Here is a 16,812-nt window from a genome sequence, read left to right on the forward strand (position 1 = left end):
TAGGACTCATTTTGTTTAAATAGGTCACATTTATTTTGTTAACCTAATATCTTTATAATCTGTTCAGCCAGTTCTACACCAATTCTGTCTTGTGCTTCACTTGTAGCAGCACCAGTGTGAGGTGTTAACGATAAAGCAGGATTCATAAGTAATTGAACTTCTGGTTGTGGTTCTTTTTCAAAAACATCTAAGGCAGCTCTTGCTACTTTTCCGCTCTCTATTGCTTTTACTAACGCTACTTCATTTACAACACCTCCACGAGCAGCGTTGGCTAAGATAACTCCATCCTTCATTTGGTAAAAGTCGGCTTCATCAATAACATACTCTTTTTGAGCTGGTACATGAAGTGTTATGAAATCGGCTTGTTTTAAAACGGCTTCTTTAGATATTGTTTTTATATTGAAGCTTGCTTTTTGACCATCGAAGAAATCTAATTCTAGAGTGGTTTCTTCAATAAATGGATCAAAGGCTACGATCTTCATACCTGCACCAATACCTATCTTAGCTGTAGCTTGTCCTATTCTTCCAAAACCGATTACACCTAATGTTTTTCCTTTTAATTCTACACCTTTAGCATAGGCTTTTTTTAGTGCTTTAAAGTTAGCATCTCCTTCTAAAGGCATATCGCGATTAGAATTGTGAAGAAATCTAGCTAAGCCATAGAAGTGACCAAACACCAATTCTGCTACAGAATGTGACGACGCAGCAGGAGTATTAATAACATGAAGTCCTTTTTCTCTGGCATACTCAACATCTATATTATCCATACCAACACCACCGCGACCAATAATTTTAAGGCTAGGGCAGTTGTCTATAATGTCTTTTCTTACTTTGGTAGCACTTCTTACCAAGAGTACAGAAATCTCTTTATCGTTGATGTAGTTTTGTAATTGTTCTTGTGCAACTGTTGTTGTTATCACTTCGTAACCAGCTGCTTCTAAAGCGTCAATACCGCTTTGAGAAACACCATCGTTTGCTAATACTTTCATTCTTAAGTTAAAAGTTAAAAGTTAAAAGTTAAAAGTTGGTAGACAGTTAACTTCTAATTTTTGATTAATTTTTTTTAGATTTTGAGTAAAACAACTGCTTATTGCAACTGGTTTACTATTAACTGATTTATGCTTTTCTTTCTAGTTCGCTCATAACCTCTACAAGTGCTTTTACACTATCTAAACTTAGAGCATTGTACATAGATGCTCTGTAGCCGCCAACACTTCTGTGACCATTAAGACCGTTAATTCCAGCTTCTACCCACATGGCATCAAAGGTTTCTTTTAGGTTTTCGTTTTCTAGTGTAAAAGTAGCATTCATTGTAGAACGATCTTCTTTTACGGCATAACCTTTAAATAGTGGGTTTAAGTCTATTTCTGAGTAAATAAGACGTGCTTTCTTTTCGTTTTCTTCTTCAATAGCTTTTATACCTCCTAAGTCCTTTAACCATTGTAAGGTTAGCATAGAGGTGTATACTGCAAATACAGGTGGTGTATTAAACATACTTCCTTTGCTGATGTGTACTTTATAGTCCATCATAGAAGGAATTTTGCGTGATACTTTACCTAAGATGTCTTCTTTAACAACCACAAGTGTTGTACCTGCAGGGCCCATATTTTTTTGTGCGCCAGCATAAATTAAATCAAATTGTGTAAAGTCTAATTGACGAGAGAAGATATCACTACTCATATCGCAAACCATAGGAATAGGAGAGTCTGGGAAACTCTTCATTTGTGTTCCGAAAATGGTATTGTTAGAAGTACAGTGAAAATAGTCGTAATCTTCAGGAATATCATATCCTTTAGGAATGTAATTAAAGTTAGCACTTTTTGAAGAGGCTACTTCATAGATATCATCATAAATTTTAGCTTCTTTTATAGCCTTATCACTCCATGTTCCTGTATTTAAATACCCAGCTCTTTTCTCAAGAAGATTTAGTGCTACCATTAAAAACTGTGTACTCGCTCCGCCTTGTAAGAATAAGGCTTTATAACCTTTTCCTTCTAAACCTAAAAGTTCTAAAGCTAAAGCTCTTGCGTTTTCCATAACATCTACAAAAGGCTTGCTACGATGCGAAATTTCTATAAGCGATAAACCATCGTCAAAGTTTATAAGTGCTTCAGAAGCTTTTTGAATTACAGATTTTGGAAGTACACATGGACCTGCACTAAAATTATGTTTTTTCATGAAGAATATAGTTTCATTTCTGATGCTTCAGAAATTTGTTATTTTTTGTTTGATATGTTACAAAGGTGCTAATTAATTGACTATAAAACACTAATTAATCCTTAATTTTTGTATCAAATTTTTAACAAGAAATCAACAGTATCTACATTATCTGCATAATCCCAAAGTTCAGGTTTTTGAGTGTGTCCAAATGCTATTTCATTTTCTGAAAATCCATCGGCTACAATACATTGTATTTTGTCTTTATCTTCCTGTGTTTTTACTTTAAGATCTTCTGAAGATTCGTAATACTCATAAAACACTGTGGCAATAGGCGAAGCATAGCTTTGGTCTTCTTTAATCATTAGGAAACCATTCTCTAGCATGTCGAATTCGCTCATAAGATACACCGCTTTATTGTAGTCGTAATTATTAGCATACTTGGCTTCGTTAATAACTGGGTGCCACTTATAAACCGCATTAAAGAAGGCATCGAAATTATAGGTTTTGGGTACAAATAGTTTTGAGACATTTCTGCAACCCAAACCGTAGTATCTAAAGATATCATCAGACAGCGATTCTAGCTGGTCTTTAGACTCTTTACCAGTGAGAATGGCGACAGAATTTCTGTTTTTTCTGATGATGGATGGTTTGTTTTTAAAGTAATATTCAAAATAACGTGCTGTATTATCGCTACCTGTTGCAATGACTGCATCAAAATTTTCAAGCTTGTCTTTTGAGAATGTAATCTTGTTTTTAAAGCCTGGTTCTACTACTTCAAGATACTTTGCTAAATAGGGTAGTAGGTGCTTGTCGTTAGAGGACTGCTTTACCAACACGTTGTGTCCAGACATCAGTACAGATAAGAAGTCATGAAAGCCTACTAACGGTATATTGCCAGCCATAATAATACCTATGGTTTTTGGCTCTACATTATTAAAATCGTAGTGACCTACCCATTTGGTGATATTACTCATTTTAAGTGCATTTGCCCAAGACTCTAAACTGAAGTATACGTTTGCTTCTGTAAACCAGCCATTGTGCTCTTTAGCTAGTTTTATTTGGTGTTTAAACCCATCGAAAAAAAGGTCGTTAGCTTCTACAGTATCATCTTTTTGAATACCTTTAGTGGTAAATTGACTTAAAAACTGACCTAATTTAGAGAAAGCGTTAATTCTTTGTTGTAAATCCATGTAGAGTTTGGTAAAACGCCATTTTGGCTTTATTTTTGCAAGTGCAAAATTAAGCAATAAAAACCTAAAATTTACTATGGCAATTATAATCACGGATGAATGTATAAATTGTGGAGCTTGTGAGCCAGAATGTCCTAATACTGCTATTTATGAAGGTGCTGATGATTGGCGCTATAAAGATGGTACAAGTTTGAATGGTACTATAGTATTACCAAACGGAAAGGAAGTAGATGCAGATGAAGCACAAGAGCCTATAAGCGACGAGTTATATTACATTGTGCCAGATAAATGTACTGAGTGTGTTGGTTTTCATGAAGAGCCACAGTGTGCTGCGGTTTGCCCTGTAGATTGTTGTGTGCCAGATGAGGACCATGTTGAAACTGAAGAAGCGTTATTAGGTAAACAACGCTTTATGCACCCAGACGATTAAATTAATGAGCAATTAATATTAATGAATAATAAATATAATCCTGAGTAATTTTGCTCAGGATTTTTTTATTAAAAATACGTATGATTAGGTACTGACCTGTTGGTTGATCTCGTAATTTCAAAAAATAAAGGTATATATTCGTTTATGTAAATCCAGATATATAGCATTTGAAAGAAACATTCGATATACAATTAGCTGAGAGAAGAAAGATTAATAAAATCGGAAGTGAAATTGCGAACTTCGGATTTTTTTTCACATTTATGTTTTGCCTATTCTTGTTACCAGCTAATTATTTACCATCCGAAATAACAATCATCTATCTGATTGAATTTGTAAATCGGAATGTTTATATATTTATCTAAATTTCAACAATTATTTTTCTATTTGGCGAATGGCTCAAAGGACTACGGAATTATGAAAAAGCGGAATTGGAGTTAAAAGCAAACGGAATTCTGCTCTTGTCAAAAACTCGGAAAATTGAATTGGAATATGATGAAATTAAAAAATTTCAAGGATTAATGAATCTTGTACACGGATTTTCCAATATATATAAGCTGAATTTTGTGATAAAAACAAATGACAATGGGAAATATGAAATACGTTCTCACAAGGAGGTTTTTATCGGATTGACTGACCATTTTCCTGATAAAACATAAAAAACAATCAACAATAACGGTTATAATTCATTGTGACACAATTTTTTAATCGAAAATACTTAACTTCAAGCCAAGGTTTGATTTCGGTTTTATAGTTACTTTATAGAAACACCAATAACCAAATCATTGTGAAATAGTTAAGTGTAATATAGAAAACAAGTCAAAATAATTGATCTAATGTTTAAGTTATGGATTTACTAAACAATTTATTAGAAATAGACCCAAATTATATAGTTATTGGATTAATTGCCCTCTTCTTTTCTTTAGAGCAAATAATGAAATCGCCATTTAGTTTTAAGAACAGATTTAATCATCTATTTCAAAATGTATTATTTCAAGTTATACTAGTTATTTTAAATGTTTTTTTTGTAACATTTCAAGTAGCTTCTATCGAATGGTTAAACGCACACAACATTGGACTTTTATATTTAATAGAATTACCAATTTGGGCAAAACTTTTTATTTCTGTAGCCTTGTACGACATAACGGCATACTGGATTCACAGAGCAACTCATAAAATTCCTTTGCTATGGAGATTTCATAGAGTACATCATAGTGATACAACAATGGATTCTTCAACGGTTTTTAGATTTCATCCCATGGAGTTAATTCTTGTATTTGGAATTGGAAATATAATTACTGCTGTATTATTTGGAACTGATGTTTTTTCTATGGCATTATATTATTTTATTCTTTACATATTCTTCTTTTTTGAGCATGCAAATTTAAATTACCCAAAATGGTTGAATTCGTCTCTTGGATTAATCTTTGTAATGCCAGACCACCATAGAGTCCACCATCAACAAAATCAGGTGTATACAGATTCTAACTATGCAGATATATTTATAATTTGGGATAGGTTATTCGGAACTTTTAAAATGATGCCAGTAGAGGATATGAAATATGGATTAGCAGAGTTTGATGTGGACGAGAAACAATTGTTTATCTATTTAATTAAAAGTCCTTTTCTAAACATTAAAAGGAATGATTTTGATGAAAAGGCTGAATAAAAATCAAAATTTAACAATAACTAAATTTAGAAAATGTTAAGAAACGTTTTATTAATCACAATCTTTGCAACTAGTCTGTTTATTAACAGGTTAGTTGCCCAAGAGCCGCTTCAAAAACATAGAGTAATTATTTTAACGGATGTTGAAGCAGATCCAGATGATACACAATCGTTAGTTAGATTATTCTTGTATTCTAATCAAATAGATATTAAAGGGTTAATAGCAACAACCTCGTGCTGGCATACAAATTTGGTAAATCCAGAGTCAATTATAAAAGTAATAAAAGCATACGATGAGATACAACCTAATTTATTAAAGCATCAACAAGGATTTCCTAAGGCAGAAGATTTGCTTAATCTTGTTTCAAGTGGATTACCTAAATATGGAATGACAGGTGTTGGCGAAGGAATGGATTCAGAAGGTTCCGATTTGATTATTAAGGAATTAGAGGAAAACGACGATAGACCATTATGGATTTCTGTTTGGGGAGGTGTAAATACTTTGGCGCAAGCACTATACAAAATAAAAAACACTAAAAGTACAACAGATATAAAAAAGCTTACCTCAAAACTTAGAGTTTATACTATTTCAGATCAAGATGATAGTGGTATATGGATTAGAAACAATTTCCCTGATTTGTTTTACATAGTTTCTCCGGGTGATGATTATTCTAGTGCAACATGGACAGGTATAAATGGTGTTTTTTCAGGTATAGATAACACTACTATTAGTAACAAATGGTTGGCAGAGCATATTCAACAAGGTCATGGAGCTTTAGGAGCTGTTTATCCTGATGTTTCTTGGGGTGTAGAAGGAGATACTCCTGCTTTTTTATTGTTAATTCCAAATGGATTGAACAATCCAGAGCACCCTAATTGGGGAGGTTGGGGAGGTAGGTATGAACTTTATAAGCCCGATTTTTCTAAAACTAAAGACGGAAGTTCAATCGTTAAGATTGCGCCAGAAACAAGGCCAATTTGGACAAATGGAGTTGATACCTATGTTCGATTTGTACAAAGTGAATATGGTAGATCTGTCAAAAAGGATACCACAGTTTTTAAAGGTTTCAAAGAAACTGTGTGGAGATGGAGAGATGATTTTCAGAATGATTTTGCTGCTCGAATGGATTGGTGTACTATGTCATATGAAAACGCAAACCATCCACCAATACCAGTACTATCTCATCCGGAAAGAATTACAGTTAAATCTGGAGACTCATTTCAGTTAGATGCGTCAAATTCTACTGATCCAGATGGAGATAATCTTAGTTTTTTGTGGTTTCAATATCCAGAGGCAGGCACTTACAACGGAAAATTTGAATTAGGTCAACCCGAAAATGCTCATAAAGTTCATGGAAAAGCTCCAGAGGTAAGCACAAAGCAAACTATTCACGTTATTTTAAAACTATCGGATAAAGGAAGGCCGTCATTGTCTAGCTATAAGAGAATTATACTAGAAATAATACCAAAATAATTAAAACAAAACAAAATAGATATACTTGCCACTCTAAAAGTGAGATTATAGATTGAAAGATAAAAATGGTTAAGGTAGATTAAAGTTATGCTAAACTAAAACGATTTATGGTTATAGTTTAGCATACTTCAATAATCATTATTCTTGGTTTACATCCTTAATCTACGGTAACTTTCATGTCTGCTAATTCAAAAACCATATACTGCATTAAACGTTCTACAGTTGTAGCATCAGACGTGTTGTTTTCGGTATGAAATGAAGAGTATAATACACCTCCATCTCCATGTAAGAAGGTATAGGCTAAATGCTTACTTTCACTGATGCCATCATATTCTACAGGACCGTAAAGCCAAGGAATAACTGTAGTAGGATCATAAGTGTCTACAACTTGCCAACTACTAAGAAACTCATCTATTGTAACCGTAGCATTTGGTACTTCGATATTATAATTTAAATCTAGCCAATCAATGAGTGTTTGGTCTAAAACTTCTGCTTCAGTAGATAACGACGTGCCGCTTTTGTCAGGTTCATAAAAACTTAAATAATCTGCACCACCTTGAGTAATAAAGGCTAGGTAAGAATAAGCCCAATCTGTAGCATATAACAAACCACCATTAGTAACAAAGTCATTAAGGTTATTGCCAAATTGAGTTTTTGTTTCATTTAAACCGCAGTTTAAGAAAATAATATCGTAGTTGGCTAAAAGTGTTGGAGACTCTATAAAATCACCAAAACCAAAATCTACGTTAGGTGCTAGCATTGGGTTGTTTCGTTTTGCAACAGCATTGCTTTGATGATGACCATTGCGAACAGTACTACGATCCGCAACATCTTGACCGTCAATGATATCAAAAAGCGGTTCTCCTGTTGTTTGGTCTACCAAGCCAATGTTGTATAACACTTCTTCAATATGGTCGTAATATCCTGTAACAACAGCAATTGAAGGTAGTTCATCAATTGGTAAACTATCTAAATCAAATGTAAAGGCATCTATAAGATCGCCAAGGTCAACAGAGGTTGATGTTCTAAACTGACCTTTTGATATAGAAAGGTCGTAGCTGTCCTTAGTGAGGTTGTCTAGTATAAAATTACCTTCACTATCAGTCAACGCATCTTGTACCAAAGTACCATCTTTATAAAGCTTTACACTAGCCTTAGATACTGGATCTAAACCATTGGGTGTTACAAATTTTCCTGAAATACTATAGTCTCCAGAACTGTTATTTGTTTGTTCTTTAGAACACGATAGGGCAGAAATAAAAACAAGAAGAAGTACGATTGATTTTTTCATAGTGATGGTTGGATTAATTAGGTTTTCTTTAGTGTAGATAGCAATTTAATTAAAGGGTTGCGTCTATACTACAACTATATAACAGTTAGACTTTGATTTTTCCTACTTAAGCATTTCATATTTTAAAAAAATACTTAGGGTTACGTATTTATTTGTTGCTTAAAAAAAATACGAACTTGCTTACTTGTGCTAGACTTGTTTCAGTATCAATCTCTATAGTTCATTGAAACGGAACTATATCTTAATGTTGTTTGTAATTATGACCAACCAAAAAGTATATAACTTTAGAAAATTTGTATAAGGATTCAAGTACACCTCTAATCGACCTTTGTATTATAATTTTTAACCTAAAAAAAATAGACGAAAATGAAAGCAAATCAATTTGGTAAAAAAGGTTGGACACCTGATAGGATAGACAATTTAAATGGTAAAACGTTCATTATAACGGGTACTACAAGCGGAACAGGATTTGAAGCTGCAAAAATTCTACTTTCAAAAGGAGCAAAAGTGGTTATGCTTAATAGGAACTCTAAAAAAGCGGAAGACATTATAGTTACATTAAAACAAGAATTAGGCAACGATATTGATGTGTCAAACATTCAAATGGACTTATCAAAACAAGCTTCAGTAAAAAAAGCAGCCGAAGAAGTTCTAAAAACAATTCCTCAAATCAATGCTCTAATCTGTAATGCAGCAATTGCACAAGTACCAAAACAGACGCTAACAGAAGACGGTTGGGAAAGTCAAATGGGAACAAACTACTTTGGAAATTGGACATTACAAGCCTTACTGTTCCCACTTATTGAAAAATCTAAAGGACGAATCGTAACCGTCGGAAGTATGGGTTATGATATGGGCATTAAAACCATCAATTTTGACGATTTAAATTGGGATAAAGGTTATGTTCCAAATACCGCTTACAGTCAAAGTAAATTGGCTCAAATAATGACTATATACGAATTACAAGATAGATTAAAAGAAGCGGGAAATACAGATGTTAAAGCATACGCTTGTCATCCAGGTGCGTCAAGAACAAACCTTATAAATACAAGTGGTAGTTTTATGATGAAAATTATGTTTTACCTTATGATGCCACTCACACAATCGGCTGAAAAAGGTGCGTATCCTCAATTAATGTGTGCTACCGAAGAAAATTTAGACCAAGAAGGATTTTACGGTCCTACAGGAAGAAGCAATTGGGTAGGACCTGTAGGAGCACACGAAATAAAACCACACGCTAAAGATAAAGCGGTAGCTAAAAGATTATGGGAGTTATCAGAAAAAGAAACTGGTGTAAAATGGAATATTTAAATTTGTAGTATGCAACATTTTAAAACTTTATCATCGTATTTAGATTATTTAGGCTTTCCAAGTCCAGAGCATCCTATGTTAAGTGTGTTCAACTCAAAAGGGAATGGTTTTCCGCCTTGTTCAAAAGAAAGTTCTCCACCTATTACAAATGATTGTTATTCTATTAGTTTTAAGAAAAATATAAAAGGAGATTTAAACTATGGACGCACAAAATATGATTTCACTAATGGAGCTTTGATTTTTATTGCACCCAGACAAGTCTTACAATGGGATAATAATGTGGCATTTGAGCCAAATGGCTTTTCAATAAACTTTCACGAAGATTTTATAAAGGGAACTGAATTAGCTCAACAAATAAAAAAATATGGCTTCTTTTCATATTCCGTAAATGAAGCTTTGCATCTTTCGCCCAAAGAAGAAAAACAGATAGAATCTATTGTTGAAAATATTGAAATTGAATATCAAAACAATCAAGACGAGTTTAGTAAAGATATCATCATTTCTCAATTAGACACCTTGCTTAAATACGCCAATCGTTTTTATGAAAGGCAATTTATAAATCGTAAAGAATTGTCCAATAATTTGTTGGAGCATTTTAATCATTATTTGGACTCTTATTTTGAATCGGGAAAACTTCAAGAAAATGGCATTCCGAACATTGAGCAAATAGCAGATAAATTATCGGTTTCACAACGCTATTTAAGCGATACACTTAAGAAAGAAACAGGCAAAACTACAACCGAACATCTACACTTATACTTAATCGATGAAGCAAAAAACATTTTACTGCAACCGCATAAAACTGTGTCTGAAGTTGCTTACGATTTAGGATTCGAATATCCAGCCTATTTTTCAAGACTTTTCAAAAAGAAAGAAGGAATAAGTCCGACAGAATACAGAGAAAAATATAAGCTAAATTAAAATGGAACTATTAAAATTAGCCACAGAATGGGCAAAAGCCGAAGTGTTTTCAACACGTTTTTTCATCTTATTTGCAATTGGATTTTTAATTGCAAGTGTTGGATTTTGGCAATTAGGAAAAACTGATTTAGCAAAGGCTTATATTATTCCGACTTTAGTGGCAGGCATTTTACTTTTAATTATTGGTAGCGGTCTCAACTATACTAATATCCAGAGAGTTAAACAATTTGAAAAGGATTTTAATAGTGATGCAGCTGCATTTTATCAGTCCGAAATAGAACGTACTGAAAGCACGTTAAAGGAATATACTGTTGTATTTAAAGTAATTCCAATTTTAATCATTATAGCGGCATTGTTAATTCTGTTTGTAAATACACCAACTTGGAGAGCAATTAGTATTACAGCTATTGCAATGCTAATAGTCATTTTATTAGTTGACGGAACTGCTCACTCAAGAATTGAAAGCTACCACAAAGAATTGAAATTAGTGGATATTGAAAATGGAATTCAAAGATAACTATACACTTGGGATGGTTATAAGTAATTGCTTGTTCTCATCTACATCCGAAAATCCACGAGGATTTTTAGTTTGGCTTTTACTTGCAAATTGAAGTGCTAACCCAAGCGACTACTCATAGCTTAGATCGATAAGCGTAACCAATTTAACTCTACAAAAAAAATCTTCAAAACCGTTTAATTTTTTAAGAGTTGTATACCTGGTTTTCTTGCTCAGCAACACGTATAAACGTTGTACGTTTGGTAAGCTCTTTTAAGCGTTGTGCACCAACATATGTGCAAGTACTGCGTAAGCCACCTAAAATGTCTTGTAATGTGTCTTTAACATCACCTTTGTAAGGTACTTCAACAGTTTTGCCTTCGCTGGCTCTATAATTAGCAACACCACCAACATGTTTTTCCATAGCAGTGGCTGAGCTCATGCCATAAAATTGTTTATAGCGCTCTCCGTTTTTGGTAATTAATTCTCCACCACTTTCAGCGTGGCCTGCTAACATACCACCTAACATTACAAAATCAGCACCTGCACCAAAAGCTTTAGCAATATCGCCAGGAGTAGTGCAACCACCATCGCTAATAATTTGTCCGCCTAAACCGTGTGCTGCATCTGCACATTCAATAATGGCAGATAATTGCGGATAACCAACACCAGTTTTAACTCTTGTAGTACAAACGCTTCCTGGGCCAATACCTACCTTTACAATATCTGCACCAGAGAGTACTAATTGCTCTACCATTTCGCCTGTAACCACATTACCAGCAATAATTACTTTATCTGGATATGCGTCTCTGGTTTGCTGTACAAAATCAGCAAAATGCTCAGAGTAGCCATTGGCAACATCTATGCATATAAACTTTAAAAACGGATGTTTGCTAATAACAGCTTTCACCTTATCAGCGTCTTCTTTGCTGATCCCAGTACTAAGTGCTATGTAATTTTCAATATTAGCAGGAGCAGTGTCTAAAAAAGTATCCCATTGGTCTAACGTGTAATGCTTGTGTATGGCAGTAAATAACTTTTGCTGCGATAATGCCAAAGCCATTTCAAAAGTACCAACCGTGTCCATATTAGCTGCCATAATAGGAATACCTTTCCATTCGGCTTTGCTATTTAAAAACGTGAATTCTCTATCTAAACTCACTTCCGATCTACTTTTTAATGTAGAACGTTTTGGACGAATCATTACATCTTTAAAGCCAAGTTTTAAATCATTTTCAATGCGCATACTGGGATAATTTGGTTACTCTCAAAAATAGAGGTTCTGTAAAAAAAGAAATCACCAAAACTGCATGAGCCTTGATGATTTTTATCAACAATTGTTTATAGTTGGTTTGCTTATAATATAGTTTTCAATACAATTTCTCGTGCTTCTAAATTACTTGAACTGACGAATAATTATAATTACATAACAGCAATCATACTAATCTCAACATTTACAAACTTTGGCAGGTTGGCTACTTCTACAGTTTCTCTGGCAGGTGCTGTGTCTTCATTAAAGTAAGTGCCATATACAGCGTTGATTTTTGCAAAGTTGTGCATGTCACTAATAAAAATCGATGTTTTAATGACATTATCAAACGTCATGTCTGCAGCCTCTAAAACAGCCTTCATATTTTCCATAACCTGTTTTGTTTCAGCCTCAATTGTATCTGTAACCAATTCCATTGTTTTTGGATGCAATGCAATTTGACCAGACGTGTATAATGTATTACCAACTAAAACAGCCTGATTGTATGGACCTATTGGCGCAGGTGCGTTTGGTGTGTTGATTATTTTTTTCATGATTTTAATGAGGATTAATTGCCTAATGATCGGTCTGGTTGACGACGTTGATCGTATTTTAAATCTTTAAGCAAGTTAGATTTAATACCAATAAAGAAATTCCATGAGCTACGGTTACTAAATGGTACCCAAGTAAAATTCATTCTCCAACTTAATAAATCACGTTCAAAACGTAATTGGGTGTAGGTAAAGCCTTGGTTTAAAAAATCGTAACCAGATGATGCACCCACAGACCAACGAGGTGATAGTTCAATATCTCCCGAAAACATTAACGATTGAGAGGTGATTTCGTTCTGTCGCCTTGTATTGCTATAGTTTGCAGCGTAAGATAACCTCAGACTCCACGGCATTTTGTAGTTGTAAAATTCGTTGTTTTCTTCTGCATCCTTATTCTTATCTTTTTGCTGGTCTCCGAGTCGTTGATCAGCAAAATCTTGGGAAACACCAAAGAGGTCGTCTGCTCTTGCATTGGCGGTTGAGGACCTTCGGTCTGCTTCTTCGTCTCGTTCCTCTTCTTTGTCTTTACCAGAAAAACTATCATTATTTAAACTATAACTAACGTTTAAGTTTGCAGAAGTTAAACGGAATAAGCTTCCACCATTATTAATATTAAAGGTGTTGATAAGATTATTGTTACTATCTAAGGCATAAGGGTTTAAAGTCATACCAAAGTTAATATTCATCTTCTTATTAAGAATTTGTGTACCTCCTGTAACTCTTACAGGACTCCAGTTTAAGGAATCTGCAGCTATATCGTAAGATGTAGACAGGTTAAGGTTGTTTAATAAAAAGACTTTCTTTGGTTCTGTTTCTGTAGAGTCTTTAGGTCTTATTTTAGCTTCAAAATTGTTACCAAGTGCAAGACCAATACTACTAGAATAGCGATTGCCAGGTCTGCCAAAAAGGTTATTTTCAAAACGTGTATATTCTACCTGGTCGCTTGTTGTACCATCTGCATCAATAACATCATAAGTTTCATAATACTGATCAAAAGCAGGAGAAACACTGTAGCTAAGAGAAGGTCGCATTACGTGCCTAATAGCTTGTATTTTTGGGTTTTTTCCTTTTTTCTGAAAGTTAAACATACCATACAAGGTTGTACCAATACTCGCACCAAAATTGTAGGTTAAATAACGGTCAAAGCCACTTTTTTCGACTATAACTTCTTCTTGGTTTGCTGTGTCCCAAAATTTACTCAGTGTTTTTAATGTCCAGTTTTCTTCAAAATTGGCATTAACACTTGCACTAAAATGATCAAACACTTTAAAGTTTGTTGTTACTGGTATAGAATGACGCATACCTGCAAGTGCATCGTCAAACATTTCGCTTTTACCAAATAAAGAGTCGGTAGTGTTAATACGATATTCTCCTCTTGTGTTTACCTGAAAGTTAATATTCTGTATAGCTCCTTTTTTAGTGCCAGATTTTGGTGCAAAAGGGTACACTCTGGTCATGGACGCTTGCATGGTTGGCAAGGTTAAGTTGATTGCTTCGGTATTAGTATTTTGGTTGTGTGTTGCAGATAGACTTAGGTTAACCTGAGGTTCACCTTGAAATGTTTTAGAATACGACACCGAAGACGCTAGCGTATTGGTTAAGAAATTAGATTGGTTAATTTGATTGATGGACTGCGAAAAATATTGACTACTACCCAAGTTTACAGATGCCGAGAATCTTGAATTTGGATTAGCCTTCGCATCCTGACTATGTGACCATCTAATATTGTAAATGGTACTTTTTGAAAAGTCAGGAAAACCACGTTCACTGTTAATTAAGTTTTCATATCTAAACCCAAAGTTTCCTCTAAACTTATAACGTACAGCATAATTACTTTGCAATCTTAATCCATAACTACCGTTAGTATAGTAATCACCCAATACAGCCAAATCTACATAATCGTTAATAGCAAAATAGTAACCACCATTTTGTAAGAAGTAGCCTCTATCGTTACCTGTATCTTCACCAAATGAAGGGAAAATGATACCAGAGGTTTGTTTCTTAGACATTGGGAAATACGCAAAAGGTATGGCAATAGGTGTGGGCACATCGTAGATGTACATTTGGCTCATACCAGTTACAATCTTTTTGTTAGGCACAATTTTAGCCTTGTTCATTTTAATGTAATACTCAGGATCTTCAAGATTTTCTGAGGTAGTAAATTTACCTTGCGAAATAAAATATACGGAGTCGTTTTCTCTCTTTGTGCGTTCCGCAATTACTGTACCACCACTTTGTTCGGTTACCGAATTAAAAATTAATGCTTTTCTAGAGTCTGTATTAAAAATTATCGAATCTGGCTCTATAACATTTGCGCCTTGTGTAAAAACAGGCTTTTGGGAGTATCCTGTAGAGTCTTTTATTCGTCCTGCATAGACCAGATTTTTACTGTAGTCAATAACTATAACACCAGCCTTAATCTCCATGTCTTCGTATTGCACTAAAGCTTCATTATATAGTCTAATTTGTTGTTTGGTTTGGTTTACAGCAACATAATCTTTAGCCTTGTAGGTTACAATATCTTTTAAGAATCCTTCCTTTTTTACAGAATCATTCTCCGTAGAGTCAACGACTTTTGTGTTTAAAAGTGAATCTACAGGAATTTCAACTCTGTCTTTAGCAACAGCAGTAGTATCTGATTTTTGGTCAGTAGAAATACCATTGTTCTTTTTTGGTAATTCCTGAGCCAAGCTAAAAGTGTTGATAAACACTGTAAAACTCAAGGCAAAAAGTATGTGTAAGCTATTTGTACGCAATCCTTTTAGATGTATTTTTGTAAAAGTATGGCTCGGTTTTTGAAACGCCAAAAGTACAGATATTTTTTTGTGATTATCTTATTAAATTTCTAAAGTTTAAAAATAGGATATTACTAAAAACACTGCGTAATAATTCGAGTTTATAAACCGTTAAATTAAATATGCAAACGAAGCGAAATAATATAATAGTATTCTTAGTTCTCACTTTTATAACTTCTTTAACATGCTTTGCATCTCTGCAAGCGCAAGAAGATAAGTTTGTTGTGGTTATTGATGCAGGTCATGGAGGTCACGATCCTGGACGACCTACAGAGAATGGTTACAAAGAAAAGGATATAGCATTAAAAATAGCATTGCTATTAGGTGCTGAGTTAGAAAAGAAAGATGATTTTAAGGTTATATATACACGAAAAACAGATGTGTTTGTAACGTTAAAAAACAGAGCAAAAATAGCTAATAAGGCAGATGCAGATCTTTTTGTTTCTATACATTGTAATGCGCATCATTCTCAGGCTTATGGTACAGAGACCTTTGTTTTAGGAGCCAAGAATTCTGAACGAAATATGACAGTCGCTAAAGCAGAAAATGAAGTAATCTTTTTAGAAGATAACTACCAGCAACACTATGAAGGTTTTGATCCTAGCTCGCCAGAATCTGAAATTGCGTTAACTATTGAGCAAGAAGTTTATGTAGAGCAGAGTATTGTTTTGGCTCGTAAAATTGAAGATAATTTTATAAGTAAGGCCAAACGAAAAAGTAGAGGTTTGAAACAAGCAAGTTTGTGGGTTATGCACAACACATATATGCCTAGTGTTTTAATAGAAACAGGTTTTATTACCAACAAAACCGAAGGAGCTTTTTTAAATTCAAAAAGTGGTCAGGTAAAAGTTGCTAATGCAATAAAGGATGCTATTGTAGATTATAAAAAAGAACTAGATGATAATGTACGAAGCAGCATTTTGGGTACTGAAAAGTTAGATACAGAAACAGTAGAGACTTTAGAGAATTTACCTTTAGAGTATAAAGATGTAATATTTAAAGTGCAGATTGCAGCAAGTTCTAAAGATTTAGAACCTAAACCGTATAATTTTAAAGGCTTGTCTGATATTAGTAAACTCAAAATAGGTAAGCTCTACAAGTATTTTTATGGAAGTACATCAGACTACAATGAAGTAAAACAATTACAAGAAGAAGCCAAATCTAAGGGTTATACAACCAGTTTTGTGGTTGCGTATAATAAAAAAGGGGAGCAAATAGAACTAGAGGAGGCTCTTAAATCTGCTACTAATTAGAATTATTATTAATAATTTTATTCCTA

14 protein-coding genes are annotated in these 16,812 nt (G+C 33.9%); 7 read left to right on the forward strand and 7 right to left on the reverse strand.

Going from position 1 to position 16,812, the window contains the following annotated elements:
* Positions 1-38: 38 nt before the first annotated feature.
* The 3 genes from V1468_RS08185 to V1468_RS08195 all read right to left on the reverse strand — a co-directional run bounded on the left by V1468_RS08185 (position 39) and on the right by V1468_RS08195 (position 3,350).
* Positions 39-989, reverse strand: a complete 951-nt coding sequence (locus tag V1468_RS08185) for a D-2-hydroxyacid dehydrogenase (protein ID WP_331809751.1) — start codon at positions 987-989, stop codon at positions 39-41.
* Positions 990-1,116: 127 nt separating this feature from the next.
* On the reverse strand, positions 1,117-2,178 hold the full coding sequence (gene serC / locus V1468_RS08190; protein WP_331809752.1) for a 3-phosphoserine/phosphohydroxythreonine transaminase: 1,062 nt from the start codon (positions 2,176-2,178) through the stop codon (positions 1,117-1,119).
* Positions 2,179-2,291: 113 nt separating this feature from the next.
* Complete coding sequence (locus V1468_RS08195) at positions 2,292-3,350, reverse strand: acyl-CoA reductase (protein ID WP_331809753.1); 1,059 nt, start codon at positions 3,348-3,350, stop codon at positions 2,292-2,294.
* Positions 3,351-3,426: 76 nt separating this feature from the next.
* On the opposite strand from V1468_RS08195, the gene V1468_RS08200 reads away from it, so the two are divergent.
* The 3 genes from V1468_RS08200 (at position 3,427) to V1468_RS08210 (ending at position 6,919) form a co-directional block, all read left to right on the forward strand.
* Entirely contained in the window at positions 3,427-3,780 is a 354-nt protein-coding gene (locus V1468_RS08200) for a 4Fe-4S dicluster domain-containing protein (RefSeq protein WP_331809754.1), read from the forward strand.
* A gap of 844 nt (positions 3,781-4,624) precedes the next feature.
* Positions 4,625-5,446: a sterol desaturase family protein gene (locus tag V1468_RS08205; RefSeq protein ID WP_331809755.1), complete on the forward strand. Its 822-nt coding sequence runs from the start codon at positions 4,625-4,627 to the stop codon at positions 5,444-5,446.
* 33 nt (positions 5,447-5,479) lie between these two features.
* Complete coding sequence (locus tag V1468_RS08210; RefSeq protein ID WP_331809756.1) at positions 5,480-6,919, forward strand: nucleoside hydrolase-like domain-containing protein; 1,440 nt, start codon at positions 5,480-5,482, stop codon at positions 6,917-6,919.
* A 157-nt stretch (positions 6,920-7,076) separates the two neighbouring features.
* Here V1468_RS08210 and V1468_RS08215 read toward each other — a convergent pair whose 3' ends face one another.
* Entirely contained in the window at positions 7,077-8,210 is a 1,134-nt protein-coding gene (locus V1468_RS08215; RefSeq protein WP_331809757.1) for a carboxypeptidase-like regulatory domain-containing protein, read from the reverse strand.
* 366 nt (positions 8,211-8,576) lie between these two features.
* Between V1468_RS08215 and V1468_RS08220 the strand changes: the two genes are divergently transcribed.
* From V1468_RS08220 to V1468_RS08230, 3 genes are read left to right on the forward strand one after another with little or no spacing between them, the layout of a single operon-like run.
* Complete coding sequence (locus tag V1468_RS08220) at positions 8,577-9,521, forward strand: SDR family oxidoreductase (protein WP_331809758.1); 945 nt, start codon at positions 8,577-8,579, stop codon at positions 9,519-9,521.
* 9 nt (positions 9,522-9,530) lie between these two features.
* A complete protein-coding gene (locus V1468_RS08225; protein WP_331809759.1) occupies positions 9,531-10,442 on the forward strand; it encodes a helix-turn-helix domain-containing protein in 912 nt (303 codons plus the stop codon).
* A gap of 1 nt (position 10,443) precedes the next feature.
* A complete protein-coding gene (locus tag V1468_RS08230; RefSeq protein ID WP_331809760.1) occupies positions 10,444-10,959 on the forward strand; it encodes a hypothetical protein in 516 nt (171 codons plus the stop codon).
* Between the two features lie 184 nt (positions 10,960-11,143).
* Here the strand turns inward: V1468_RS08230 and V1468_RS08235 are convergent, their stop codons facing one another.
* The 3 genes from V1468_RS08235 to V1468_RS08245 all read right to left on the reverse strand — a co-directional run bounded on the left by V1468_RS08235 (position 11,144) and on the right by V1468_RS08245 (position 15,545).
* On the reverse strand, positions 11,144-12,184 hold the full coding sequence (locus V1468_RS08235) for a GMP reductase (RefSeq protein ID WP_331809761.1): 1,041 nt from the start codon (positions 12,182-12,184) through the stop codon (positions 11,144-11,146).
* A gap of 176 nt (positions 12,185-12,360) precedes the next feature.
* Entirely contained in the window at positions 12,361-12,741 is a 381-nt protein-coding gene (locus V1468_RS08240) for a RidA family protein (RefSeq protein ID WP_331809762.1), read from the reverse strand.
* 14 nt (positions 12,742-12,755) lie between these two features.
* Positions 12,756-15,545: a putative LPS assembly protein LptD gene (locus tag V1468_RS08245; protein ID WP_331809763.1), complete on the reverse strand. Its 2,790-nt coding sequence runs from the start codon at positions 15,543-15,545 to the stop codon at positions 12,756-12,758.
* Between the two features lie 110 nt (positions 15,546-15,655).
* Between V1468_RS08245 and V1468_RS08250 the strand changes: the two genes are divergently transcribed.
* Positions 15,656-16,786: an N-acetylmuramoyl-L-alanine amidase family protein gene (locus V1468_RS08250; RefSeq protein ID WP_331809764.1), complete on the forward strand. Its 1,131-nt coding sequence runs from the start codon at positions 15,656-15,658 to the stop codon at positions 16,784-16,786.
* The last annotated feature ends 26 nt before the right edge of the window (positions 16,787-16,812 follow it).

The organism is Winogradskyella poriferorum (genome assembly GCF_036553625.1).
In the GTDB taxonomy this organism is placed as follows: domain Bacteria; phylum Bacteroidota; class Bacteroidia; order Flavobacteriales; family Flavobacteriaceae; genus Winogradskyella; species Winogradskyella poriferorum.